The 25,186-nt window shown below is 62.5% G+C and carries 25 protein-coding genes; 21 read left to right on the top strand and 4 right to left on the bottom strand.

Going from position 1 to position 25,186, the window contains the following annotated elements; all coding sequences use genetic code 11:
- The 19 genes from rsmD to EIH26_RS05030 all read left to right on the top strand — a co-directional run bounded on the left by rsmD (nucleotide 1) and on the right by EIH26_RS05030 (nucleotide 18,662).
- Nucleotides 1-579 (top strand): 16S rRNA (guanine(966)-N(2))-methyltransferase RsmD, encoded by a 579-nt coding sequence (rsmD, locus tag EIH26_RS04940; protein WP_164470981.1) that lies wholly within the window; start codon nucleotides 1-3, stop codon nucleotides 577-579.
- Between the two features lie 65 nt (nucleotides 580-644).
- Entirely contained in the window at nucleotides 645-1,196 is a 552-nt protein-coding gene (gene coaD, locus EIH26_RS04945) for a pantetheine-phosphate adenylyltransferase (RefSeq protein WP_124061156.1), read from the top strand.
- Nucleotides 1,197-1,298: 102 nt separating this feature from the next.
- A complete protein-coding gene (locus EIH26_RS04950; protein ID WP_039688712.1) occupies nucleotides 1,299-1,769 on the top strand; it encodes a hypothetical protein in 471 nt (156 codons plus the stop codon).
- Nucleotides 1,769-2,320 (top strand): DUF177 domain-containing protein, encoded by a 552-nt coding sequence (locus tag EIH26_RS04955; RefSeq protein WP_124061157.1) that lies wholly within the window; start codon nucleotides 1,769-1,771, stop codon nucleotides 2,318-2,320. The genes EIH26_RS04950 and EIH26_RS04955 overlap by 1 nt, the downstream gene beginning before the upstream one ends.
- A 167-nt stretch (nucleotides 2,321-2,487) precedes the next feature.
- Nucleotides 2,488-2,667, top strand: a complete 180-nt coding sequence (rpmF, locus tag EIH26_RS04960; RefSeq protein ID WP_039688715.1) for a 50S ribosomal protein L32 — start codon at nucleotides 2,488-2,490, stop codon at nucleotides 2,665-2,667.
- A gap of 79 nt (nucleotides 2,668-2,746) precedes the next feature.
- Nucleotides 2,747-3,736 carry a phosphate acyltransferase PlsX gene (plsX, locus tag EIH26_RS04965; protein WP_124061158.1) on the top strand — a complete coding sequence of 330 codons (990 nt, stop codon included), beginning with the start codon at nucleotides 2,747-2,749 and terminating at the stop codon, nucleotides 3,734-3,736.
- A 159-nt stretch (nucleotides 3,737-3,895) separates the two neighbouring features.
- Nucleotides 3,896-4,786 carry a ribonuclease III gene (gene rnc / locus EIH26_RS04970; protein ID WP_124061159.1) on the top strand — a complete coding sequence of 297 codons (891 nt, stop codon included), beginning with the start codon at nucleotides 3,896-3,898 and terminating at the stop codon, nucleotides 4,784-4,786.
- A gap of 3 nt (nucleotides 4,787-4,789) precedes the next feature.
- Nucleotides 4,790-8,338 carry a chromosome segregation protein SMC gene (smc, locus tag EIH26_RS04975; protein WP_124061160.1) on the top strand — a complete coding sequence of 1,183 codons (3,549 nt, stop codon included), beginning with the start codon at nucleotides 4,790-4,792 and terminating at the stop codon, nucleotides 8,336-8,338.
- Nucleotides 8,339-8,346: 8 nt separating this feature from the next.
- Nucleotides 8,347-9,270: a signal recognition particle-docking protein FtsY gene (ftsY, locus tag EIH26_RS04980; RefSeq protein ID WP_124061161.1), complete on the top strand. Its 924-nt coding sequence runs from the start codon at nucleotides 8,347-8,349 to the stop codon at nucleotides 9,268-9,270.
- 48 nt (nucleotides 9,271-9,318) lie between these two features.
- A complete protein-coding gene (ffh, locus tag EIH26_RS04985; protein WP_124061162.1) occupies nucleotides 9,319-10,761 on the top strand; it encodes a signal recognition particle protein in 1,443 nt (480 codons plus the stop codon).
- A gap of 179 nt (nucleotides 10,762-10,940) precedes the next feature.
- Complete coding sequence (gene rpsP / locus EIH26_RS04990; RefSeq protein WP_124061163.1) at nucleotides 10,941-11,183, top strand: 30S ribosomal protein S16; 243 nt, start codon at nucleotides 10,941-10,943, stop codon at nucleotides 11,181-11,183.
- Nucleotides 11,184-11,188: 5 nt separating this feature from the next.
- Complete coding sequence (locus EIH26_RS04995) at nucleotides 11,189-11,443, top strand: KH domain-containing protein (RefSeq protein ID WP_124061164.1); 255 nt, start codon at nucleotides 11,189-11,191, stop codon at nucleotides 11,441-11,443.
- Between the two features lie 63 nt (nucleotides 11,444-11,506).
- Nucleotides 11,507-11,965: a ribosome maturation factor RimM gene (locus tag EIH26_RS05000; protein ID WP_206424672.1), complete on the top strand. Its 459-nt coding sequence runs from the start codon at nucleotides 11,507-11,509 to the stop codon at nucleotides 11,963-11,965.
- Between the two features lie 10 nt (nucleotides 11,966-11,975).
- Nucleotides 11,976-12,776 carry a tRNA (guanosine(37)-N1)-methyltransferase TrmD gene (gene trmD, locus EIH26_RS05005; protein WP_124061166.1) on the top strand — a complete coding sequence of 267 codons (801 nt, stop codon included), beginning with the start codon at nucleotides 11,976-11,978 and terminating at the stop codon, nucleotides 12,774-12,776.
- A gap of 78 nt (nucleotides 12,777-12,854) precedes the next feature.
- Entirely contained in the window at nucleotides 12,855-13,424 is a 570-nt protein-coding gene (lepB, locus tag EIH26_RS05010) for a signal peptidase I (protein WP_124061167.1), read from the top strand.
- Nucleotides 13,425-13,460: 36 nt separating this feature from the next.
- Nucleotides 13,461-14,417: a glycine--tRNA ligase subunit alpha gene (locus EIH26_RS05015; protein ID WP_124061168.1), complete on the top strand. Its 957-nt coding sequence runs from the start codon at nucleotides 13,461-13,463 to the stop codon at nucleotides 14,415-14,417.
- Complete coding sequence (glyS, locus tag EIH26_RS05020) at nucleotides 14,410-16,500, top strand: glycine--tRNA ligase subunit beta (RefSeq protein WP_124061169.1); 2,091 nt, start codon at nucleotides 14,410-14,412, stop codon at nucleotides 16,498-16,500. Before EIH26_RS05015 ends, glyS begins: the two co-directional genes overlap by 8 nt.
- Nucleotides 16,501-16,521: 21 nt before the next feature.
- The gene (locus tag EIH26_RS05025) at nucleotides 16,522-17,403 is read left to right on the top strand and encodes a pyruvate, water dikinase regulatory protein (protein WP_124061170.1); all 882 of its coding nucleotides are present in this window, start codon (nucleotides 16,522-16,524) and stop codon (nucleotides 17,401-17,403) included.
- An 80-nt stretch (nucleotides 17,404-17,483) separates the two neighbouring features.
- Entirely contained in the window at nucleotides 17,484-18,662 is a 1,179-nt protein-coding gene (locus EIH26_RS05030) for an aminoacetone oxidase family FAD-binding enzyme (RefSeq protein WP_124061171.1), read from the top strand.
- A 34-nt stretch (nucleotides 18,663-18,696) separates the two neighbouring features.
- Here the strand turns inward: EIH26_RS05030 and EIH26_RS05035 are convergent, their stop codons facing one another.
- The gene (locus EIH26_RS05035) at nucleotides 18,697-19,050 is read right to left on the bottom strand and encodes a cell wall metabolism sensor histidine kinase WalK (RefSeq protein ID WP_124061172.1); all 354 of its coding nucleotides are present in this window, start codon (nucleotides 19,048-19,050) and stop codon (nucleotides 18,697-18,699) included.
- Between EIH26_RS05035 and EIH26_RS05040 the strand changes: the two genes are divergently transcribed.
- The gene (locus EIH26_RS05040; RefSeq protein ID WP_206424673.1) at nucleotides 18,995-19,555 is read left to right on the top strand and encodes a carbohydrate-binding domain-containing protein; all 561 of its coding nucleotides are present in this window, start codon (nucleotides 18,995-18,997) and stop codon (nucleotides 19,553-19,555) included. The two genes, EIH26_RS05035 and EIH26_RS05040, sit on opposite strands and share 56 nt — an antisense overlap.
- Nucleotides 19,556-19,753: 198 nt before the next feature.
- Nucleotides 19,754-22,465 (top strand): pyruvate, phosphate dikinase, encoded by a 2,712-nt coding sequence (gene ppdK / locus EIH26_RS05045; protein ID WP_124061174.1) that lies wholly within the window; start codon nucleotides 19,754-19,756, stop codon nucleotides 22,463-22,465.
- A gap of 130 nt (nucleotides 22,466-22,595) precedes the next feature.
- Here ppdK and mnmA read toward each other — a convergent pair whose 3' ends face one another.
- The 3 genes from mnmA to cysK form a co-directional block, all read right to left on the bottom strand.
- On the bottom strand, nucleotides 22,596-23,708 hold the full coding sequence (gene mnmA / locus EIH26_RS05050; protein ID WP_370453756.1) for a tRNA 2-thiouridine(34) synthase MnmA: 1,113 nt from the start codon (nucleotides 23,706-23,708) through the stop codon (nucleotides 22,596-22,598).
- Nucleotides 23,708-24,145, bottom strand: a complete 438-nt coding sequence (locus EIH26_RS05055; RefSeq protein ID WP_124061175.1) for an Rrf2 family transcriptional regulator — start codon at nucleotides 24,143-24,145, stop codon at nucleotides 23,708-23,710. Before EIH26_RS05055 ends, mnmA begins: the two co-directional genes overlap by 1 nt.
- A 78-nt stretch (nucleotides 24,146-24,223) precedes the next feature.
- A complete protein-coding gene (gene cysK / locus EIH26_RS05060; RefSeq protein WP_124061176.1) occupies nucleotides 24,224-25,153 on the bottom strand; it encodes a cysteine synthase A in 930 nt (309 codons plus the stop codon).
- Nucleotides 25,154-25,186: the final 33 nt, after the last annotated feature.

A 25,186-nucleotide genomic window follows, 5' to 3' on the forward strand; every position in this document is an offset into this window, starting at 1 on the left:
GTGCGCATCATCGCAGGACAATTCAAAGGAAGGCCGATCGACGCGCCTGCGGGCGCCACAACGCGTCCGACGGTCGATCGCGTGCGAGAAGCCCTGTTCAGCTCTCTTATCAGCATAAAGGGACCTTTCGAGGACTCATGCGTGCTCGATGCCTTCGCCGGTTCGGGCGCTTTGGGTATCGAGTCGCTGTCCCGCGGGGCGTCGCGCGCGGTGTTCTGCGAGTGCGATCCGAGGGCCCATCGCGTCGTTTCCTCCAACCTCGAGCGATGCAAGATCGGGTGCGATCGGGCTTGCGTGCTGAGAGCCGACGTGTTCGGCGCGCTGTCGCGCTTGGGTTCGGTTCCGTTCGATCTGGTGTTTCTGGACCCTCCGTACCGATGTCCACCCGAGGAGGTGCTGTCGATACCGACCCGTCTCGCAGCTGACGGAATGCTGGCCGCCTGCGCGCTCGTCGCCTACGAGTTCGACGCGAAGGTTGGCGACGCGGTGCGCGAGCAGGCTCGCGCCGCCGGCTTTTCTGTGCTGGCGGAGAAAAGATACGGAAAGACCGGTGTTGCGATCCTGCAGGTCGAAGGGTAGGGCATAATGACGGTTGTCGTTTTCAGCGCAACGGGATGCGCTTTCAGATGAGGGAGGATCGTTCGATGAAGCGAGCGCTTACGCCGGGGACCTTCGATCCCATCACGCTTGGCCATCTCGACGTCATCACGCGCGCATCGCAGCTCGTTGACGAAGTGGTGGTGGCCGTCGCCGTGTCGAAGAAGAAAAAACCCCTGTTCAGCATAGATGAACGCGTGGCGCTCGTCGAGCAGGCGGTCGCTCATCTTCCCAACGTGCGCGTCGTCGCCTTCGATTCCCTTCTGGTTGATTTCGCGCGGGAGGTGGAAGCGACGGTTGTGATCAAAGGACTGCGAGCCATCACCGATTTCGAGTACGAGTTCCAGATGACGGCGATGAACTATCAGCTTGACGAAGAGCTGGAAACGGTATTCATCATGTCGTCTCCGGAATACATGTACCTGTCGTCTTCCATTGTCCGCGAGATCGCCAGTTTGAAAGGGGATTACGAGCGGTTCGTGCCCACGTGCGTCGCCCAAGCGCTGGCCGCGCGCTTCGATTGCCGAAGCGGTTCTCCCGCCGACGGGTCCGTGCGGGATCACGTCGTGAAGAGCGGCTATAATATAAATGCTTTGTGATGCGGCCTGGGACCGCAGGCAAACCTGGTAGAATTTAACCGATTACGTGCGTGAAGCGCGCACTGTCAGGGACATAAACGCAGCAGGCTTGGAAGGACGATTATGGACGAAACAGGAGTATTGGGGCTGCTCGAAGAGCTGTCCATCCTCCTCGAGGATTCGAAGCCCGTTTTCGGCAAGAACAACATGCGCCAGATCGATATCTCGGCTGCATTCGAGATCATGGACGAGATCCGCGATACGTTCCCCAGCGAGTTCTCCCAGGCCCGCCAGATCGTTCGCGAGCGCCAGGGCCTGCTCGACGATGCCGAGGCCGAGGCCGCTCGCATGATCGAAGATGCACGCAGCCAGGCTATGACCATCGCCAGCGAACAGGAGATCGTTCGCATCTCCCAGCAGCAGAGCGATCAGATTGTCGCCGATGCCCGCGAACTCGAACGTCAGACGCGCGCCGGTGCGGAGGATTATGCCGATGAGGTGTTCGGCCATGTCGAGCAGAGCCTCGATTCGCTGCTGAACAACGTGCGCCGCTGCCGCGATCGACTAAACGCGACCACCCAGTCTTCTCGTTAATGACCGGCTTCGCAACCATCAAGATCCCCGCCGAGCTCTTCGCACCTGCGGAGAGCTCGCGTTATGAGGGTCTTCTCGATCTGGGCGTTCTGCATGCGGGAAGCGACGAGTACCGGTTCGCGGATTCGGTTGCCTGGGAGGTCGACGTCACCAACACCGGAGAGGCGTTCCTGGTTTCGGGGCGGGCAAGCGGATGCGCCGTTGTGCATTGCGCGCGTTGCCTCGACGAGGTGGCGTTCGATCTGGAAGCCGATATCGAAGGGTATTTCCTCATCGATTCCGGCCAGGAGCACGTCGAAGGGCTCGATGACGACGAGTTCGACGTGCTTCCCGCCAATCACGAGATCGATCTGGTTCCGCTTATCGAAGCGGCCTTCCTGGTAGAAGTCCCCTTCGTCCCGCTATGCCGGGATGATTGCGCGGGTTTGTGCCCGGTTTGCGGTGCGAATCTCAACGAGGGTGATTGCGGCTGCGGTGGAGATGCCGCGGTGCGCGATTTTGACGAGGCGGCCAATCCGTTTTCCGTTCTGAGGAAGATCGATCTGGGATAGATCGAACCGAAAGGACCGCTCGCCTCAGGCGCGCGAAGATGGAGGGTCGTTGAAATTCCAAACACTCTTGCGGTGTTCCGGTTGTTTTGCTAACATATCACGTCGCATGTTTATGTAGATTTGAGCTGCGGTTCAAGGCAGCGGCTCGACGAAGGAGATAGAGAGACATGGCAGTACCTAAACAACGCATGGGCCGTATCCGCACCCGTACCCGTCGCGCCACCCATGACCGCATCGATGCGCCTTCGCGCTCCGTCTGCCCGCAGTGCGGCGAGGTCAAGCTGCCTCATCGTGTTTGCCCGAACTGCGGTTTCTATAAGAACCGCGAGGTTGTCGAAACCGACTAAGCTGGGTTTCAAGCGATCGTAGAATAAAACCTCCCACGGCATGCCGGTCGGGAGGTTTTTGTTTGAAGGGAGGGTTTTCATGCGGGAAAAGGTGACGATAGCGGTTGATGCCTTGGGAGGCGACCATGCTCCTTCGGTAGTTCTCGACGGCGTTGCCGATGCGCTGGCGGCCGACGAGGGCCTCGGTGTCGTGCTGTGCGGTCCTGCCGAGATCGTCGAGCCGTTCGCAGCGCAGCACGAGCGTTGCGTAGCGCGTGCGACCACCGAGTTCATCGACATGGCCGAACATCCGGCCAATGCGGTTCGTAAGAAGAAGGACTCATCCATCGTCGTGGGATGCCGTCTGGTGAAGGAGGGCGTCGCTCAGGGATTCTTCTCGGCGGGATCGACCGGTGCCTGTCTCGCCGCTGCCACGCTGGTTATGGGGCGCATCAAGGGCGTGGCGCGTCCCGCTCTTGCCACCGTGGTGCCCTCCCCCCTCAAGCCGACGGTTCTGTGCGACGTTGGAGCGAATGCCGATTGCAAGGCCGAGTACCTTGTTCAGTTCGCGCGCATGGCAAGCGTGTATTCCCAGGAGGTTTTGGGTATCCAGAACCCCAGCGTGGGACTGTTGAACATCGGGGAGGAGGAGACGAAAGGATCGCAGTTCGCCCAACAGGCCCACGAGCTCCTGAAGGCCCAAGAGCCCAATTTCAAGGGCAACGCCGAAGGGCGCGATGTTTTGGCGGGAGCGTTCGATGTGATCGTGACGGATGGGTTTACCGGCAACGTCGCCCTCAAAACACTCGAGGGTACGGCAAACGTGCTGTTCGGACAGTTGAAGCAGATCCTTACGGCCTCGCCTAGGGCGAAGCTGGGCGCGCTCGCCATCAAGGGGGGGCTGGCGGATCTGAAGAACAAGGTCGATGCCGACGCGTATGGCGGGGCCCCGCTTCTGGGCGTTAAGGGAGTCTGCATCGTCGGACACGGTTCGTCAAGCGCCCGCGCTGTGTGCAACGGCATCCTCACCGCCGCGTTGGCGGTGCGCGTCGACGTTTCTGGTTTAATCGAGCAAACCGCGCCTCGGTAACGCGCATCGGCACCGCTTGGCGTACAATAAGAAAAACGGTTACGAAAGCCCTGGAAATGGGGCTTTTGTGCATGTGCGTGCGAACAGGTTGGACACCGCTCCCTTCGGGAGCGTCTGCTTCGAAAAGAGCGCCCGCAAGGGGTGCGGCAACGGGGATGTATGAACCTTACTGAAGAACAGCGGGGCAAGCTTGCGCTTGCCGAAAAGATCGTGCAGCATCGATTTGAGAATGAAGACCTGCTGCTGTCGGCTATTACGCACCCGTCGGCAACCGAGGGCCGTTCGGTGAAGTACTCCTACGAGCGCCTTGAATTTCTGGGCGACTCCATTCTGGGCTGCATCGTCGCCTCGACGGCGTTCCATCGTTTCCACGGCCTTGACGAAGGGGGCTTGACCCGCATCAAGGTGGCGTTGGTATCCGGATCGAGCCTTTCGGAGGTGGCTGCGGGCCTCGGCTTCGCCGATGCGATCGTGTTCGGGTCGTCCGAAACCGGCACGGGCAAGCGCGGGCTCCATTCGGCTCTGGAAAACGTGTTCGAAGCCGTGGTGGCGGCGCTGTACCTTGATGGCGGCATGGACGCAGCCAACGAGTTCGTCCAGCGCACGCTCATCCCGCGCATGTCCATCGATATGGCGCGCGAGCCCGAGAACCCCAAGAGCGCCCTTCAGGAAAAGCTTCAGGAAGGCGGCATCACGCCCACCTACAAGCTGGTCGAAACCCAGGGTCCGCCCCACGATCGCACGTTCGTCGCCCAGGTGTTCGCCGGAACCCAGGGCCTGGCGCGCGGAACCGGCCGCACGAAGAAGGAGGCCGAGAGCCAGGCGGCGAAAAGCACGCTCGCCCGTCTGGGCGAGTTTTTCGGGTTCGGTCTGGACGAAGAGGAGAGGGCCAAAAAAGACGTGGCCAACGCCCAGGCGAAAGCCGAGCGTACGGTGGCAGACGCCTTTGCCAAAGCCGACAAGATCACGGCGAATGCAGAAGCGCGTGCGCGCAAGGCGGTCGAGCGCGCCGCTGCTCGCAAGGGCAGGAAAAACCACAAGGCGGATTAGCGCATGCACCTGAAATCGCTCGTTCTCAAGGGATTCAAGTCGTTCGCCGATCGAAGCGTTCTCTCCCTCGAACCGGGTATCACCGCCGTGGTCGGTCCCAACGGTTCGGGGAAATCGAACATCTCGGATGCGGTGCTGTGGGTGCTGGGCGAGCGCAACGCCCGCCATTTGCGCGGCCAGGCTATGGAAGACGTCATCTTTTCCGGCTCGTCGGCTCGCAAGCCCGTTTCGGTGGCCGAGGTCGAGCTTGTGCTGGACAATGCCGACGGCACGCTTCCCGTCGATTATTCCGAGGTGTCGATCATGCGCCGGCTGTACCGCAGCGGCGAGTCCGAGTATCTGGTGAACGGGTCGGCGGCGCGGCGCATGGACGTGCTCGACATCCTGCACGACACCGGCTTGGGAACGGGAACGCACTCTATCATCTCGCAGGGCAGCCTCGATTCCATTCTGCAGTCGCGCCCCGAGGATCGACGCGCCCTGATCGAGGAGGCCGCGGGCATTCTCAAGCATAAGCAGCGCAAAGAGAAGAGCGCGCGCAAGTTGGAGCAGATGGACAACCACCTTGCCCGGGTGCGCGATGTGTATGCCGAGATCGCGAAGCGGTTGGCTCCCCTCGAGCGCAAGGCGAAGCGGGCCCAGGAGCATGCCGAGGCTTCGGCGCGCCTGTCCGAGGTGAAACTGGCGCTGGCGGTTGACGATCTTCGATCGCTTCAGGGGCGCTGGGACGAGATCGTTCGGCAAGAGGGTCTTATCGCGTCGCTCATCGAAGATCGCCGTGCGTTCGTTGTCCGCTCGGAGCAGGCCGTGATCGATCTTCAGCAGCTCATTCAGCGTGAAACTGCAGGGGCGGGCGAGATAGCGCGGTCCCAGCGTCGCGCTTCGTCTGCGGCCGAGCGTCTTGATTCGGTGGAGATGCTGCTGCGCGAGAAGCGCCGGTCTGCGCAAAGCTACGAGGCCGACGTTCGCATCGCCCTTTCGTCCGCCGCTTCCAAACGACAGGAGGCCTGCGCCGAGCTCGATCGGTCTCAGGCGGCGCTCGACGAGGTCGAGGGTCTATTCGGCGAGGCTTCGGCCAAGGTCGATTCGCTTTCGGCCCAGCGCGACGAGGCGGTCGCGCGTCGCCGTGCGGTCGAGCGAGAGCTCGACGAGCTGCGCGTGGTCGTACGTAAAGACGAGCGAGAGCGCGAGGAGATGCGCCGCCGCCGCGCTTCGATGGGAGATGTTCTTTCAAACGAGCTGGCGCGCGAACAGGTGATCGATGCGCGCCGCATCGAGATCGATGCCGATATCAATGCGGCGCAGGGCGATTTCGAGCAGAAGCGCTCTCATCTCGAGACGCTGCGCTCGGATTTCGATCGGCTGGTAGAGAGGGAGAGGGCGGCCAACGTCGAACTGTCTTCGACGTTGGCCGGACGCGACAGCGCGCGGGCGCGGGCTCATGCGGCGCAAGACGCCGTGCGCGCGGTCGAAAACGAGATCGCGGCGCTCGAGCAGCTCCAACGTGCGGGCCGTGCCGACGATCCGGCCCTCTCATGGCTGGTGGACGGCACGGATCGCTTCAAGGGCGCGCTCGCCCCGCTTTCCAAGTCCATCGGCGCGCCGCAGGGCTTGGAGCTTTTGGTCGAGAGCCTTTTGGGAGAAGACCTCGCCGGTCTCGTCGCGCCCGACTCGGATCATGTTCGCGAGGCGGTTGAGGCGCTTTTGGAGGAAGGTCGCGCGGGCAGCGTCAGCCTGATGTCGCGCACGGTGAGCGGAGCTTCGGCTTCCTGCCAGGCTGAACTGGGTCGACCCCTGGTGGAACTGCTCTCGTACGACGAAAGCTCCGCCGGTGTCGTGGAGTCCCTTTTGGGCGACGTCATGGTGGTGGACACGGCTTCCGAGGCGTTCGAAGCCCAGCGCCGTGGCGGGGGGCAAGGCGCGCGCTTCGCTTCTCGAGACGGCGTCGTGGCGTGGCCGACGGGGAAGGTGCGCGTGTACGGGGCGTCCCGTAAGGAGGCAGAGGGGGTGCTGGCCCGCGAACGGCGTCTCGATCAGCTGGCAGAGCGCCTTTCTGCGGCGCTCGACGCGAAGAAGACCTGCGAAGAAGAGGCGCTTTCGGCTGAGAGCGCATGTCGTGCAGCCCAGGAGAGAAGCCTCGATCTCAGCCAGAAGCTGGCTCGCTGCCGAGGAGAGGTCGATTCCGCAGCCGCCGGGTCGGATCGCGCGCAGAGAAAGCTGTCCGCCTTTCAGCGCGAACGCGACGAGATAGCCGGGCAGCTGGATCGCGCGCGGCAGAAGGTGGGCGATCTGCGTCCGGCCGTCGAGAAGGTGGATGCGCGCCTGTGCGACATCGAGGGGAACCTGGCCGCTGCGCGCGGCCGTATCGACGAGCTGGAAGAGAGGATAACCCCGCTTCGCCGCGATGCGGGGCGCCTGAGCGAGGAATGCGCGAATGCCAAGCTCTTGCTGGCTACGCTTACCGAACGGCGCACGTATGCCCGCCGCGTCGTCGAGGCGCGCGGACGCGACATCGCACGGATCGACGAGCAGGCGGAGGATTCCGCCGAGGTTCTGGCGATAAAGCGGGCAGCCGGTAAGCGCTGCGAGCCCTTGCTCGAGGTCGTGTCGCTTCTGGGGGACTCGCTGCGCCGCCGCGCGCGAGCGCTCGAAGATGCGCTGGCAAGCTCTGAGCGGGCCTCGTCGGGGCTTGTCGAAAGCGCGGAGAAGGCGCGCGGCGAGGCGCAGTCCGCGCGCGAGCGCTTCGACGAGGCCAGCGCCCGCATGACCCAGGTGCGCGTCGATAAGGGGCGTTTGGAGGTCCAGATCGAAGCGGCCGCCGCCGCCATCACCCGTGATTGCGCGACGTCGATCGAGACGGCTCAGAACCTTCCCGCCCTCGAGGATCGGGCCGCATCGGAAGACGAGATGTTCAGACTCGAGCGGCGCATCAAGAACATGGGGGCCGTCAACCCCGACGCCGCCGTCGAGTTCGCGCAGCTGAAGAAGCGCACCGATTTCCTTGAGACCCAGCTGGCCGACATGGAGGCGGCGCGCAGATCGCTCGATTCGATCGTGCGCATTATCGAGACACGCATGAAAGACGACTTCGTTCGTACGTTTAACGAGGTGAATAGCAGTTTTTCAGAGATCTTCTCCGTTTTGTTCCCGGGCGGCCGGGCGCGGCTGGAGCTGGCCGACCCGACGGATATCGAAGGCGCGGGCATCGAGGTGGTGGCGCAGCCGCGCGGCAAGCGCATCGCCAAGATGATGCTGATGTCGGGCGGAGAGAAATCGCTTACGGCGCTGGCACTGCTGTTCGCGGTCTACCGCATCCGATCGACCCCGTTCTATATACTGGACGAGGTCGAGGCCGCGCTCGACGATTCGAACCTGCGTCGTTTGGCCGCCTACGTCGATTCGCTGCGCAACGAGACGCAGCTGATCATGATCACGCATCAGAGACGTACGATGGAGATGGCCGACGTTTTGTTCGGCGTTTCGATGCAGGGAGACGGCGTCACGCGCGTTATCAGCCAGAAACTCGAGCATGCGCTCAAGCATGCGGAATAGGGGATCACATGGGTTTGCTCGGACGGTTCAGCGAAGGTCTGCAGCGCTCGAGGGAGCGTTTCAAAGAGCAGATGAACGTCTTGCTCGATCGGGGTCCCGATCTTGACGGCGAATTCTGGGACGGCCTGGAAGAGGCGCTGATCCTAGCCGATATCGGGGGGGTCCTCGCTTCCGATCTGGTTTCGGATCTGCGCGACACCGCGACGCGCCGGGCCCTTCCCGATGCTTACGCGGTGCTCGACCTTCTGAAGGAGCGCATTGCCGATTCGTTCTCGGAGCCGCGACCCGAGGTGTTCGACGAGGGCCATTCCGTGGTGCTGTTCGTCGGCATCAACGGAGCGGGGAAAACCACCACGTGCGGCAAAATCGCCAAGCAGGCGCGCGATGCGGGCCGCACCGTGGTGCTGGGAAGTGCCGATACCTTCCGCGCCGCCGCCATCGAACAGCTCGAGGTGTGGGCAGCCCGCGCCGGAGTCGAGATCTGCGCTCGAGAGCGCGGGGCCGATCCTGCCAGCGTCTGCTACGACACCATCGAGCGGGCCGAGGCCCTGGGAGCAGATCTGGTGCTCATCGACACCGCGGGGCGCCTTCACACCTCGGCCGACCTCATGCGCGAGCTGGGCAAGGTTGCAAGTGTCGTCCGCAAGCGCGCCGCTGCGCCCGTGCACACGGTTCTCGTGATCGATGCGACCACCGGTCAAAACGGGCTGAGCCAGGCGCGGGAGTTCCATGCCGCGCTCGACCTGGACGGGGTCATCGTCACCAAGCTCGACGGCACTGCGAAAGGCGGAATCGCGCTTTCCGTGTCACACAGCCTGGGTCTTCCCGTGCTCAAGCTCGGCGTGGGCGAGAGCTTGGACGACCTGAAACCCTTCGATGCGCGCGAGTACGCCGACGCGCTCATCGGAAGCTTCGACGAGCGCAGCGCCTAGGCGCCCGTCCGCTATACTTTCGTTTCCCCCGTTTCTCGAGGAGCTGATATGTTTGAGAGTCTAAGCGATCGCTTACAGGGCGTATTCGCGAACCTGCGCGGCAAGGGCCGTCTGACCGAGTCCGACATCAACGAGGCCATACGCGAGATCCGTATGGCGCTGCTTGAAGCCGACGTCAACTTCAAGGTGGTGAAGGACTTCACGGCCAACGCCACGGCCAAGTGCATGGAAAGCGACATCCTCGATTCGCTGACGCCGGCCCAAAACGTCATCAAGGTCGTGATGGACGAGCTGACGCGCATCCTGGGAGGGACCGATTCGAGACTCGAGCTGTCTGCGAACCGCATACCCAACGTCATCATGCTCGTCGGCCTGCAGGGCTCGGGTAAAACCACGGCGGCCGCCAAACTCGCCTACCTGCTGAAGCAGCAGAACCGCAAGCCCCAGCTCGTCGCCTGCGACGTGTATCGCCCCGCCGCCGCCGACCAGCTGGAAACGCTGGGTTGCGAGGTCGGAGTCGCGGTGTTTCGCGGCGACGGCGCCGATCCGGTGGCCATTGCCAAGGCGGGCGTGCGCGAGGCCGTGGACAACCTGCGCGACGTGGTCATCATCGACACGGCGGGCCGCCTGCATGTGGACGAGGCCATGATGGCCGAGGCGGAAAACATCCGCTCGGCGGTCGAACCCGATGAGATTCTTATGGTGGTCGATGCCATGACCGGCCAGGATGTGGTCAACGTCGCCAAGGCGTTCGCCGAACGGGTCGATTTCGACGGCGTGATCATGTCCAAGATGGATGGCGATGCTCGTGGAGGCGGCGCGCTGTCGGTGCGCGAGGCCACCGGAAAGCCCATCAAATTCGTCTCGTCGGGCGAGAAGCCCGATTCGCTGGAGGCCTTCCATCCCGACCGCATGGCGCGCCGCATCCTGGGCATGGGCGACGTGCTCAGCCTCATCGAGAGCGCCGTGAAGGTACAGAAGGAAGAGGAAGAGGCCGAGGTTGCCGAGCGCTTGGCGCGGGCGGATCTGAACCTGAACGACTTCATCGACATGAATCGGCAGATCCGCAAGATGGGCGGCATCTCCCGCCTCATCGGCGCGCTGCCCGGAGGCGACAAGGCGCTCGCCCAGGGTCAGGTCGACGAGGGCGCCCTGGACAGCATGGAGGTCATCATCAATTCGATGACCAAGGCCGAGCGCGAAAAGCCCGATCTCATCAACGGCCAGCGCCGCGCCCGCATCGCCTCCGGTGCCGGGGTTACCGTCACCGATGTGAATCAGCTGATGAAGCGCTACGGTGAAGCGCGCAAGATGATGAAGAAGATGATGCCCGCCGTCACCGATCAACCTGCGCGCGGCAAGAAAGGCAAGAAAGGCAAGAAGGGCAAAAAGCAGCGCCGTCCGTTGCTTCCCGGAATGCCGGGCGGCGGTTTTGGCGGCATGAACATGTCCGACCTCAAAAAGATCCAGGATCTGATGAAGGGGGAGTAGTTCGTTGGCGTGGCGGTCCTGTGAAGGCGGGACGGCCTGTGCGCCCGCTTGTAGAGATTGCACAAGGATGCCCTTGTCAAAAACGATATTGAAACGTATCATGTACAGTCGCTGTTTGCAGACTCCGGTGTCAGCCTCAAAGTCTGCGCCGAAGTTGTCAGGATAAAAGGAGTTCTTTAATGGCAGTCAAAATCCGCCTTGCCCGCCACGGTGCGAAGAAGCGCCCGTACTACCGCGTCGTCGCCGCCGATTCCCGTTCTCCGCGCGATGGTCGCTTCATCGAGGAGATCGGCCGTTACAACCCCTGCGTCGAGCCTACCATGGTGTCGTTTAACGACGAGCGTCTGAAGTACTGGCTCGAGTGCGGTGCCCAGCCTACCGACACCGTCGCCCGCCTTATCAAGGGTCGCGAGAGCGAATAACGGTCATGGCCGATCAGCCCACTGAAATAGCAGGTCTGGTTGAGTGCATCGTCGCTCCCCTCGTCGACCATAAGGACGATCTGCAGATCGCTTCGAGCGTTTCGCCCGAAGGGGTCGTTCTGGTCGAGGTGAGGGTCAACGAGGAGGATGCCGGCAAGATCATCGGGCGTCAGGGCCGCGTGATCAAGTCGATCCGCACGCTTGCCCGCGCCGCCGCCTCGCGTACCAACACGCACGTGGAAGTCGAGATCATCGAGTAGATGCGCGCGTGGACCGATGTCGCCGTTTTGGCGAAGACCAGAAGCCTCGCGGGAGGGTTCGTTGTGAAAAGCACGACGGGCCTTCCTTTTTTGTTGCGGGTCGGTATGGAGGTGGCGTTCGTGCCGCCCGTCACCGACCTGCCTCGGCGCGCCCGCGTGTCTGGGATTACCGGTGCGACCGATACGACGGCTCGGGTGCTGTTCGAGGGGATCGAGGATATGTCCCAGGCGAAGGCCCTGGTGGGCTGCCATTGCCTCGTTCGATCCGAACTACTTGACTTGGAATCGCCCGCCATCGGCGCCCTGTCGTGGATAGGGCTGCGCGTCGTGGACGAGCGCTTCGGTGATCTGGGCGAGGTGTCCGACGTTCTGGAGAATCCCGGTCAGATGCTGCTCGAGGTCGTTTCGTCCGATCGCAAAAGCCCCCTGCTCATCCCGCTCGTCGATGAGTTCATCGTATCGGCGGATCCGTTTGACGCGCGGATCGTCGTGTCCGTTCCCGAAGGTCTGCTGAACCTGTAAGGATCTCGCTGTGATCGTAGAAACCCTCTCCACGTTTCCCTTCATGTACGAGTCGGTCATGGGCTCGTCTATGATGAAGCGCGCCCAAGAAAAGGGAATCATGCAGTTCGCCGCATACGATCTGCGTGACTGGACGCACGACCGCCATCGCACGACCGACGACGATCCGTACGGCGGGGGGGCGGGTCTCGTCATGAAGTGCGAGCCTATCTTCGAGGCTTACGACGCCTTATGCGGCCGAGGGCCGTCAGCCGCCCTCACAGGTTTCGAACAGCCCGCAACCGGGCCGAGTCCGCGCTTCTGCCAGACGCCGCCCCCCAAAACCGTGTTCCTCACGCCGTGCGGGCGTCGTTTCGACGATGCGCTGGCCACCGAGCTTTCCCGCGAAAAGCGGCTGCTGTTCATATGCGGCCACTACGAGGGCATCGACCAGAGGGCGTATCGGCTGGCCGACTACGAGGTGTCTCTGGGCGATTACGTGCTTACCAGCGGAGAGCTCGCGTCCATGGTGGTCATCGATGCGGTGGTGCGCAAACTGGACGGGGTTTTGGGAGCGGACAACGGCGCGGTTGACGAGAGCTTCGTGAACGGCCTGCTCGAGCCTCCTCAGTACACGCGCCCTGCGGTCTTTCGGGGCGAAGCGGTGCCCGAGGTTCTTCTATCGGGAAACCACGCCCTCATCGATTCGTGGCGGCGCGAGCAGAGCCTGCTTCGCACGGCGCGGCTGCGCCCCGATCTTCTCGGAGAGGCGGACCTGAGCGCCTGCGAAAGGGAATTTATCGAGAGATGTCGCATCGCAGACGAAGGATAGCCTGATCGCGGTATCATGGCTCGGTGAACTGTTTCGGCGCTTAAGCGCCCTGCTCTTGCAAGAAAGGTGCGGTTGTCGATGGACCTCGGGCAACATGCCGAACCTCGCTCTTCGGGCGCGGCTCGGTCGATAGTGCGCAACATAGCGACCATTGCCTTTGTGTTCGTGTTGGCTTGGGCGCTGCGAACCTTTGTGTTCCAGCCCTACAAGATCCCCTCGGGCTCGATGGAAAGCACCGTCATGACGGGTGATTTTCTGGTGTCCGAGAAAGTGTCGTACTATTTTCGCGATCCCGAGCAAGGGGATATCGTCACCTTCTACGATCCCGCTTTCTCGGGCGACGTGCGCACGCTGCTCAAGCGCGTCATCGCCACCGAAGGCCAGACGGTCGATCTGGTCGATGGCGTCGTTTACGTGGACGGCAAGCCCCTGTCCGAGCTCTATACCGGTGGCAAGCCCAGCTATCCGCTTGAAAATTCCAGCATCTCGTTTCCCTACACGGTGCCCGAGGGTTCGCTGTGGGTTATGGGGGACAATCGCACCAACTCGCAGGATTCCCGCTGGTTCGGTGCGGTTAGCAAGGAGCGCGTCACCGGGCGCGCCGTCGTTATCTTCTGGCCCGTTTCCGACATCGGGTCGCTCGCCTAGCCGTCGTTTGGCCCGTATCAGCAGAGAAGGAGAGATATGCCCACCGATCCTAAGGCTTTGAAGCCGCAGTCCGATCTCGCGCCGACGTTCCAAGACGTCATTATGAATCTGCAGCGCTACTGGTCGTCGTGCGGATGCGTTATCCTGCAACCCTATGACAACGAGGTGGGTGCGGGAACGAATGCGCCCGCCACGACGCTGCGCTCTCTCGGCCCCGACACGTGGCGAACGGCCTACGTGCAGGGATGCCGCCGTCCTACCGACGGCCGCTACGGCGAGAACCCGAATCGCACCCAGCACTACTTCCAGTTCCAGGTTCTCATGAAGCCCTCTCCCGACAACATCCAGGATCTGTATCTGGGATCGCTGCGGGCCATCGGCATCGACACCGACGTGCACGACGTGCGCTTCGTCGAGGACGATTGGGAAAGCCCGACGCTCGGTGCGTGGGGCTTGGGCTGGGAAGTGTGGATCGACGGCATGGAAGTCACCCAGTTCACCTACTTCCAGCAGGTGGGCGGCTTCGAGTGCAGTCCCGTTCCCGTCGAGATCGCCTACGGTCTCGAACGTCTGACCATGTACATCCAAGGCGTCGACAACATGTTCGACATCGTATGGGCGCGCGGCGACGACGGTGTTACCTTTACCTACGGAGACGTGTATTTGGAAAACGAACGCCAGTACTCGCGCTATAACTTCGAGGTGGCCGATACCGAGTTTTTGTTCGACGAGTTCAACGAGCGCGAGTCCGAATGCCTGCGCACGCTCGAGGCGGGTCTGCCCCTTCCCGCCTACGATAGCGTTCTGAAGTGCTGCCATGCCTTCAACCTGCTCGACGCGCGCGGGGTGATCTCTGCGACCGAGCGCATGGCCTACATCCTGCGCGTGCGGACCATCGCCAAGGCCGTGTGCGCCAGCTATATGAAGCATGTGTGCGGTATCGAGGTTGAAGACGATGCCGCCGATTCGAGGGAGGAGGCCGGAAATGAGTAACCTGAAGACGCTCGCGTTTGAAATCGGCACCGAAGAGATTCCGGCGTTCGACCTGCATGCGGCGACCGACCAGCTGGGCAAGCTGATGGCGCAGCTGCTCGATGCAGCCAAGGTGCCCCATGGAGCGATCGAGGCGTACTCGACGCCCCGCCGTCTGGCCGTCATCGTCTCGGACGTGGCCGACCGGACCGAGGCGGTGGACGAGGAGTACCGCGGTCCTGCGGCGCGCATCGGTATCGACGCCGAGGGCCACTACACCAAAGCGGCGCTGGGATTTGCTCGCGGCAAGGGAGTGACCGCCGACGACCTGGAGGTTCGCTCCGAAAACGGAGTGGATTACCTGTACGCCACCAAGCATATCGAAGCCGCTTCCACCAAGGGGCTCATCGGCGATGTTCTGGCCTCGGTGTTCGAGAAGCTCTCCTGGCCCAAGTCGTGCCGCTGGGCTTGCCGTACGGAATCGTTCTCGCGTCCGGTTCGCTGGATCGTCGCCCTTCTGGGTGACGAGATCGTACCCGTGAGCTTTGCGGGAGTCGACTCGGGGCGGCATACCTGGGGTCATCGCGTTTTGTCGCCGGGTGCGCACAAGGTGGATAACGCCGACAGCCTGATCGATACCGTTCGTTCGCTGAAGATCGTGGCAAGCGAGGTCGAGCGCGAGGCCATCATCCGCGACGGGGTTGCGCGCATCGAACGGGAAACGGGCTGCACCGCCGAGCTTCCCGCGAAAACGCTGCTCGAAGTGGTTAATCTGTCCGAGGCGCCCTCTGTTTTGTGCGGAACCTTCGACGAAGAGTTCCTGCGCGTACCCGAAGAGATCATCGTGGACGCGATGCTCATGCACCAGCGCTATTTCCCGCTCTACGACGGAGAAGGGAAGCTTACGAATCGCTTCATCGTGGTGTCCAACGGCGATCCGGCCCATTCCGCCGTGGTGATCGACGGCAACGAGCGCGTGGTGCGCGCCCGTTTGGACGACGCCAAGTTCTTCTACGAGGAAGATCTGAAAAAGCCGCTCGAGTTTTACGTCGGGGGGCTCGAGGCCGTGGTGTTCCAAGAGCAGCTGGGAAGCACCCACGCGAAGGCGCTGCGCATCGAGCGCATCGCGGGCGATTTGGCGCGTGCGGCGGGTCTGGGCTCCGAGGAGGTGCGCGATTGCCGGCGCGCCGGCCTTTTGTGCAAGGCCGACCTGGTTACGAACGCGGTTGTCGAGTTCACCAGCGTCCAGGGCGTCATGGGCGGCTACTACGCGGAGGCTTCCGGCGAGGGGGCTGTCGTGGCCGGTGCCATCAGAGACCACTATCGTCCGCGCTTCTCCGGTGATGCGCTGCCCGAAACGACGGTGGGCAAGGTGGTCGCGGCTGCCGACAAGCTCGATACCATCTGCGGGCTGTTCTCGGTGGGTCAGGGTCCCACAGGATCGTCCGATCCGTTCGCTCTGCGCCGCAGTGCCATCGGCATTCTGGCCATCATGGAGTCCGGGGTCGAGTTCTCGTTGGTGGAGGCTGTCGAGCGAGCGCTTTCCGCCTTTTCGACCGACGGCGTCTCCTTCGATGCCGCATCCGTGCGCGACGAAGTGGTCGAGTTCTTCGTGACGCGCGCGCGTGTGATGCTGCGCGACGAAGGCTGCGCTTCCGATACCATCGAGGCCGTCTTGGCCGCTGGGATCGAAGAGCCGCGCATCCTCATGATCCGTGCGCGCGCGCTCGAGGCCGCGCGTCGCGAGCAAGGAGAGGCGTTCGCGGATCTTGCGATCGCCTATGCCCGCGCGAACAATCTGCGCGACCCCGAGGCGGGCGTCGCCGTGGACGATCGGCTGCTCTCCGATGAGGAGCGCGCGGTCGTAGAGGCGGTTGCCCTCGCCGACGTCGAGGTGGCATCGGCTCTTTCGCGTCACGACTACGCCGCCGCCCTTGCACAGCTTTCGTCTCTGAGGGCGCCGATCGATGCGTTCTTCGAGAAGACGCGCATCATGGACGACGATCTTTCCCTGCGCGCGAATCATCTTGCGGTGCTCAACCGCTTCGTTTCGGTATTCGCGCATGTCGCCGACTTCGGCAAGATGGCGAAATCGGGTAAGTAGCTTTCGAAAAGGGGGGGGCGCATGCTGGAGACGGAGATGTACGCCGCGCATGGTGGATTTCCGACGATATACGTGGTCAGCGATTCGGTTGGTCTGACGGGTCAGTCCATCGCGCGCGCCGCGGCGGTTCAGTTCGGCATCGAAGCCCCCCACGTCGAAGTGCTCTCGAAGGTTCGCTCGTTCGAGCAGATCCGGTCTTTCCTGGAAGAGCATGTATCTCGGGGGGTCCAGCGTGACGGGAATGACCGCCTGCTGCTGTTCTACACGCTGGTGACGAACGAATTGGCCGATAAGCTGTGCACATACGTGGCCGAACACCCCAATATCGTCGCCGTCGATATCATGACGCCGGCGCTTAAGGCGATCGCCTCGATGACGGGACTCGCTCCTTCCCAGCTTCCCGGAAAGCTGCATGTGGCCAACCAGCAGTACTTCAGCCGCATCGAAGCGGTCGAGTTCACCATCGCCCACGACGATGGGCGCAATCCCCACGAACTTGCCAAGGCCGATATCGTGCTTCTGGGGGTTTCGCGCTCGTCGAAGACGCCTTTGTCGATTTACCTTTCCCAGCAGGGGTTCAAGGTGGCCAACGTTCCGCTCGACATGCATACCGAGCCGCCGAAAGAGATATACGACGTCGATCCTACTCGTCTGTTCGGTTTGATGACCACGCCCGATGTGCTGGTCGATATCCGCAAGCGCCGTCTGGGAAACGCCTGCAGCGTAGCGGGAAGCTACGCCGATCCCGAGTACGTGTACGACGATTTGGAGCGCGCCCGCGCGCTCATGCGCAAGCTGGGCTGCATCGTCGTTCATACGGAGCGCCGTGCCGTCGAGGAGACTGCCCAGGAGATCCTGGCCCATTTCGCACGCAATCATCCCGATATGCTGGGGTACCGCTAAGCCGTTCGACGCGTTCGGTCCGCGTGCGGAACGTATGCGGCTTCGAATCGAGTGCCCGTTGGACAGGAGGAGGATCCTCGTTGAGGTTGGCGGTGATCGGCGGTGGCGCTGCGGGGTTCTTTTTGGCGGTCAATGCGGCGCAGGCCGCTTCTAGTCTCGAGGTCGTTGTGTTCGAGCAGCGAGATCGTGTGCTGTCGAAGCTCGAGGCTTCAGGTGGCGGCCGTTGCAACTGCACCAATACGTTCGCTGGCGTGAAGGACCTCAAAACGGTCTATCCGCGGGGGTCGAATCTGATCAAAAGCCAGTTCAAACGATTCGGGCCCCAGGATGCCTTCGCTTGGTTCGAGGGTCGCGGCGTTCCCCTCATGATTACGGCAGACCAGCGGGTGTTTCCCCGCGCGCAGGATAGCCGTGCGGTTTCGGGTTGCCTGAAAACCGAAGCCGAAAGGCTTCGGATCCGCGTTCGGACGGGATGTCGGATCGATCGGCCCGAATCGCTTCTTCGCGACGGGGGAGGGGATTTCGATTTCGTCGCCGTCACGATCGGGGGAACCCCTGGTGCTCGGGGGTGCGTTCCGAGTCTTTTCGCGTTCAAGCTTGCGGGTGGCGCGCCCGACGGTCTCGCCGGCGTTTCGGTACCCGAGGTCGTCGCATCCATTCCGGCATCGAAGCTCTCGGCGCGCGGCGCGCTTCTCGTGACCCACGAAGGCTTCAGCGGGCCCGCTATTCTGAAGCTCTCCAGCTACGCCGCTCGAGAGCTTGCGAGCTGCGCGTATCGGTTCGATCTAAGGGTGAACTGGACGGGCGGGCGCAATTACGACGAGGTTTCGGGTTTGCTGCGAGACCTTGCGCGCGCTCATGCGAGAAAAGCGGTGCCGAACGCTTCCCCCTTCGGCTTGCCGAGCCGTCTGTGGGCGCACGCGGTCTCGCGCGCAACGGCGTGCGGGGAGGCGTCCATCGCGGGCAAGCGGTATGCTGACCTGTCGAAGCGGGACTTCGCTCGACTGACCGAAGTTCTTACGAACGATGTGTACGCGGTGTCCGGCCGTGCGCGCCATAAGGACGAGTTCGTGACGTGCGGAGGGGTACCGCTGGACTCCATCGACAAAACGACGATGGAGTCCAAGCAGACACCCGGTCTGTTCTATGCCGGCGAAGTGCTCGATATCGACGGAATCACCGGGGGGTTCAACTTTCAGGCTGCGTGGACGACCGCCTACGCAGCGGCCACGGCCATCGCGCGGCGTGCAGGTATGTAGGCGCGCATCTCGCCGGATCTGCTTTTCGCAGACGTTACGCAAGCGGGAGGGTGAGCGTGAACGTCGTCCCTCCGTCGTGCGAACTGGGGACCGACAGGGTGTCCCCGTGAGCTTTAGCGGTTTCCTTCGCAATGGAAAGCCCCAGGCCGTATCCTGCTGCGTCTCCGCCGCGCGCCTTGTCGGTTCGGTGGAATCGATCGAATACGCGCTCGAGATCTCCCGGTTCGATATACGAGCCGGAGTTGTTGACCGATAGAACGGCCCTGCCGTTTGCGCTGGAGAGCCCGATGAGGACGCGTCCGCCCGTCTCGATGTACTTGCAAGCGTTCTCGATGAGCGTTGCAATCGATTTCCCAAGACAGGTGTTCGTCACGCTTGCAGACGGCACTCAGAACTCTTTGGCGGATTCGTCGCCCGCGGTTGCCGACGCCGCGGGGGACGTTCTTGGCGCGGCGCTGTACAGTACCGCCGACCTCACGCTGCGGGGGACGGGGGCGCTTTCGGTTGCAGGTTCGTGCAACGACGGCATCAAGTCGAAAGACGACCTGGTGATCATCGGGGGAACGTATACCGTGAGCTCGGTGGGAGACGCTCTGGTCGGCAAGGATTGCGTCAAGATCGGCGGCGGCTCCTTCACGCTGATGTCAGGCAAGGACGGCGTCGCGTCATCCAACGAAGACGACGCCGATCGCGGATTCGTCAGCATCGATGTCGGCTCTTTCTCGATCGATGCTGACGATGACGGCGTACATGCCGAGTGCGGGCTGTCGGTGTCGGGTGGTACGGTGGATGTGGTGTCCAGCATCGAGGGCCTTGAGGGGCAGTCAATATCCGTGAGTGGCGGGGGGGTGTCCATCGTTTCGAGCGACGACGGCATTGTAGCGGGTGCTTGACGGGCGAGCGCCGCATCGGAACCAATGTGGCGCTATCGCATGTGCGAGCCGTGTTTTTCCTTGAGAGATGCCAGCCGTTTACCGTTTGGAGCATCCGAATCGAGGGCGACTTCGTTACTGCTGCGTTAACATGTTGGCGTTCGTGGGCATACGCCCAAGACGCGTAAGAACAAGTGAATCAGTGCTAAGGAGAACAAGGTGGCTGAGCAAGTCAAACGCGTATACCGATTCGGTAAGGACTCTCAGGGCGACAACGTCACCGAGGGTGCGGCCAGCATGAAAGGAGTGCTGGGCGGCAAAGGCGCCAACCTCGCCGAAATGGCCAACATCGGCCTTCCCGTCCCTCCCGGGTTCACCATCACCTGCCAGACCTGCATGGAGTACGCGAATGCCGACAACGCCTGGCCCGAAGGGGCGCTCGACGAGATTCGCGCGTATCGCATCGACCTCGAAGAGCGCATGGGCAAGAAGATCGGAGATGCCGCCGACCCGCTTCTGGTCTCCGTTCGCTCCGGCGCTCCCATGTCGATGCCGGGCATGATGGACACGGTGCTCAACCTCGGCCTGAACGACCGGTCCATTCAGGGACTCATCGCTCAGACCGACAACCCTCGCTTCGCCTGGGACTCGTACCGTCGTTTCATCCAGATGTTCTCCAATGTGGTTATCGGCCTTGATGGCGATCTGTTCGAGAACGCGATCATTGCCATGAAGCAGCGCCGCGGCGCGGTCTCCGACACCGATCTGACGGCAGAGGATCTTTCCGAGCTGGTGTCCGAGTTCAAGGCGATCTTTGCGCAGAACACCTCCGCTGCCGACTACCCCTCGCTCGTTGCGGACGGCGAAGTGCGCTTCCCGCAGGATCCCACCGTTCAGCTTCAGCTGGCTATCGAGGCGGTGTTCGGCAGCTGGAACAACCCGCGCGCGACCCTGTACCGCCAGAAGAACAAGATCGCCGACGATCTGGGTACGGCCGTCAACGTCCAGTGCATGGTGTTCGGCAACAAGGGTAACACCTCTGCCACCGGCGTGGCCTTCACGCGCAACCCCGCCGACGGAACCAAGGAGTTCTACGGCGACTACCTGGTAAACGCCCAGGGCGAAGACGTCGTCGCGGGCATACGCAACACCAGTCCCATCTCCGAGCTCAAGCACGTGGAAGGGCTTCAAAAGGCCGGTCAGGAGCTCGAGGATGTGTTCGTGCTGCTCGAGAACCACTTCCGCGACATGATGGACATCGAGTTCACCATCGAGCAGGGCAAGCTCTGGATGCTTCAGACCCGCGCAGGCAAGCGCACCGCCGCTTCCGCCCTCAAGGTTGCCATCGACATGCAGCGCGAAGGCCTCATCACCAAGGAGGAGGCCGTGTGCCGCGTCGAGCCGTCGCAGCTCGATCAGCTCCTTCATCCTCAATTCGACAAGAACGCCCGTTACGATGTGCTTGCCCGCGGCCTGAACGCGTCCCCGGGTGCCGCGGTGGGCAAGGTCGTGTTCTCGGCCGCCGATGCGGTTGAGGCCGCCGAGCGCGGCGAGAAGACCGTTCTTGTTCGCTGGGAGACCACACCCGACGATCTGGCCGGCATGATCGCCGCCGAGGGCATCCTCACCTCGCATGGCGGAAAAACCTCCCACGCCGCCGTTATCGCTCGCGGCATGGGCGCTCCATGCGTCTGCGGCGCCGAGGCGCTGCGCATCGACGCCGAGAAGAAGCAGGCTGTGGTCGCCGGTACCGACGTGGTACTGCGCGAGGGCGACGTCATCTCGCTGGACGGTACTACGGGCATCGTCGTTCTCGGCGCGGTCGATCTGGTTCAGCCGGAGCTGACCGGAGATCTCGACACCATTCTCGAGTGGGCCGACGAGTTCCGTACCCTCGGCGTGCGCGCCAATGCCGACAACCCCGAAGACGCTCGGCTCTCCCGTGAGTTCGGCGCGGAGGGCATCGGCCTCGACCGCACCGAGCACATGTTCCTGGGCGAGCGCAAGCAGATCATCCAGAGCTTCATCCTCGACGAGGACGAGGAGATTCGCGAAAAGGCCATCGCCGATCTGTACGCCGCTCAGACGGGCGACTTCTACGGTATGTTCAAGGCCATGGATGGCCTGCCCGTCATCGTGCGTCTGCTCGATCCGCCGCTGCACGAGTTCCTGGAGAGCCCCCGCGCGCTCGATGTTGAAATCGCCCGCCTGGAGGCTTCCGGTGCCGATGCGCGCGTAATCGCCGAGAAACGAGGGCTTCTGGCCAAGATCGACTCGTTCGTCGAGGCCAATCCGATGCTGGGCTTGCGTGGCTGCCGTCTGGGCATCGTGTACCCCATTCTTCCGGTCATGCAGGTCCGCGCTATCGCGACGGCTGCTGCGCGCCTGAAAAAGGAGGGATTCGATCCTCGTCCCGAAATCATGATTCCCTTGGTCAGCACCGTGAACGAGCTTGCTAAGCTGCGCGAGGTCGCCCAGAAGACCATCGCCGAGGTGTCCGAAGCGGAGGGCGTCGAACTCGACCTGGAGATCGGCACCATGATCGAGCTTCCGCGTGCGGCCGTTACCGCCGACGAGATCGCCACGCAGGCCGACTTCTTCAGCTTCGGTACGAACGACCTTACGCAGACCACGTTCGGCTTCAGCCGCGACGATGTCGAGGGCGAGTTCATCCCCCAGTACCTTACCGAGAAGTTGCTTCCCTACAATCCCTTCGCAACCATCGATCCGGGCGTTGCGAAACTGGTTAAGATGGGCGTCGACCTGGGTCGCCAGGGCAACCCCGACCTCAAAGTGGGTGTATGCGGCGAGCACGGTGGAGATCCCGATTCCATCCACACCTTCCATAAGATCGGCCTGGATTACGTGAGCTGCTCGCCGTACCGTGTTCCGGTCGCGCGTCTCGCTGCCGCTCAGGCTGCGCTCAAATAGGAAGAAAACCGGCTGCCTGTTTGCGCGTCTGTAAAGGGAACCCGCGGTGATCGCGGGTTCCCTTGTCGTTTCGGGCCGAGAGCAGATGACGGGGTTTGCGCGACGGGCGAAGGGAGTTGCGGGTTCGATGCTAGGCTAGGATCCGCTCGATGGTCCCCCCGCATACGACGGTATCTCGATCGTATGCTACCGCGAACTGTCCGGGAGCGCAGGCGCGCTGCGGTTCGGAGAAGGTGACGACCAGACTTGATTTCCCGGTTTGCTCGACGGTTGCCGGCCGGGCGCTCTGGCGGTAGTGCGCCTTGACGTTAAGCCGAACGGGATGGTTCAACGAGTCTCGCGCGATGAAGTTCGCATCGCGCACGAGGATTCGGGTGCACAGCGTATTGCGATCGAAATCGACCACCAGCCGATTCCTCTCGCTATCTTTCGCATAGACGTAGAGCGGTTCGGGAGCCGCAACGCCGATTCCCTTGCGCTGCCCGATGGTGTAGCGCACCAGTCCATGGTGGGTTCCAAGAACCTTTCCGCTGCGGTCCACAATCTCTCCCGGCTCGAATTGCGAACCCGTTCTAAGTTCGATGAAGCGCGCGTAATCCCCATCGGGTACAAAGCAGATGTCCTGGCTTTCGCGCTTGTTCGCATTGATGAAGCTGTGCCGGGCCGCCATTTCACGGACTCGGGGTTTGGTGAGCTCCCCCAGAGGGAACAGCATATGCTCGAGCGTGTCCTGGCTGAGATGGAACAGAACGTAGCTCTGGTCCTTGTTGCCGTCCAAGCCGGTTTTCAGTTCGTAGCGCCCGGTTTCGGCGTTGAACGACCGTCGGGCGTAGTGACCGGTGGCAACGTAGTCGAATTCCAGTTCGCGGCGCCTTTGCTGCAAAGCTGCGAACTTCACGTAGCGGTTGCAGTCGATGCAGGGGTTGGGGGTATCGCCGCTCAGGTATCCCGTGCAGAACCGATCGATGACCTCCCGATTAAACGTCTTGGTGAAGTTGAACACGTAGTGGGGCACGCCTATTTCCAGGCATACCTGCCGTGCGTCCTCGGCATCCTTCAGCGAACAGCAGGTTTTCGATTCGGCAAGGCAGGCGTCTTCGTTTTCGAACAGCTTGAGGGTCACCCCCTGGACGTCGAGTCCGGCTTCGGCGAGGACGAGCGCGGCGACCGAGCTATCGACGCCCCCGCTCATGGCGCAGAGCACTCGCTGACCTGCCGAAGGATATGCATGTTCGGGCATCATCAGATCGCGTAGCTGTCCGCGGCGACGGGGGATTCGTCGTCGACGATCTTTTGCAGCGAGATGCCGCTTAGGTACTCTTTGATGAGGTTGTCCAGTCCGCGCCACATGTTCGCTTCAAGGCAGGGAGAAGCCGGGGCCCACTCGAGTTCGCCCTTGTCAAGAGCGCCTGCAGGGGCGAGGCTTCCCTCTGTTGCGTCGAGGATGTCGTAGATGCTGATCTTGTCGGCAGGCCGCGCCAGCTTGTATCCCCCCGATGCCCCGCGCGTCGACTTCAAAAGATCGGCGCTCGTCAAGCTCGGGGTGATCTGTTCGAGGTACTTTTTCGAGATGCGCTGGGTTTCCGAGATCTCCTTCAAAGACACCGGCTCGGCCTGACCCTTCGTCGTCAGGTACAGCATCAGGCGCACGGCGTAGAGGCCTTTGGTCGAAATTCTCATGGCGGGCCTTTCGGGCGGCTATTCAGGTTTCGTCGAATGGCCGGATCATACCATAGAACCGAATCGCATGCGCCTTCCCTAGAAGTCGAACATCGCCGTGGACAGGTAGCGCTCTCCGGTGTCGGGGAGGATGGCCACGATGACCTTGCCCTCGTTTTCGGGGCGCTCGGCCAGCCTGCGCGCGGCCGCGACGGCCGCACCCGAAGAGATGCCCACCAGCAGGCCGTCGTTGGCTGCAAGCTCGCGCCCGGTTTCGAACGCCTCTTCGTCGGTGACGGCGATGATTTCGTCGTAGACCGCGGTGTCAAGCGTTTCGGGGACGAATCCGGCGCCAATCCCCTGGATCTTGTGCGCTCCGGGGCGGCCTTCGGACAGGACGGGGGAGCCGGCCGGTTCGACCGCGACAACTCTGATGTCGGGGTTCTGGGATTTCAGGAACGAGCCTGTGCCCGAGATGGTTCCGCCGGTTCCGATACCCGCTACGAGGATATCTATCTTGCCTTCGGTGGCTTCCCAGATCTCGGGGCCGGTGGTGGCGGCATGAACGGCGGGGTTCGCGGGGTTGACGAACTGGCCGGGGATGAAGGAGTTTTGGACTTCGGCATGCAGTTCGTCGGCCTTGGCGATCGCTCCCTTCATGCCCTTCGATCCGTCGGTCAGCACGAGTTCGGCCCCGTAGGCCTTCATGAGGTTGCGGCGCTCGACCGACATGGTTTCGGGCATGGTGATGATGATGCGGTGCCCGGTTGCGGCGGCGATAGCCGAAAGGCCGATTCCGGTGTTGCCCGAGGTGGGCTCGATGAACACGGTGTCGTCGTCGATAATCCCGTCGGCTTTGGCCCGATCGATCATGGCCTTGGCGATGCGATCCTTCACCGACCCGGCGGGGTTGAACGATTCGACCTTGCCGATGATGGTCGCTTGCAGCGCGTGGTTCGCTTCGAAGCTCGAAAGCTCCACCAAAGGTGTGTTGCCGATGAGTTCGGAAACGTTCTTGTAGACGGTCATGGCTTCCTCTTTCTCTTTCCGCCCGAGCGCCTT

Source organism: Gordonibacter sp. Marseille-P4307, assembly GCF_900604965.1.
GTDB lineage: Bacteria > Actinomycetota > Coriobacteriia > Coriobacteriales > Eggerthellaceae > Berryella.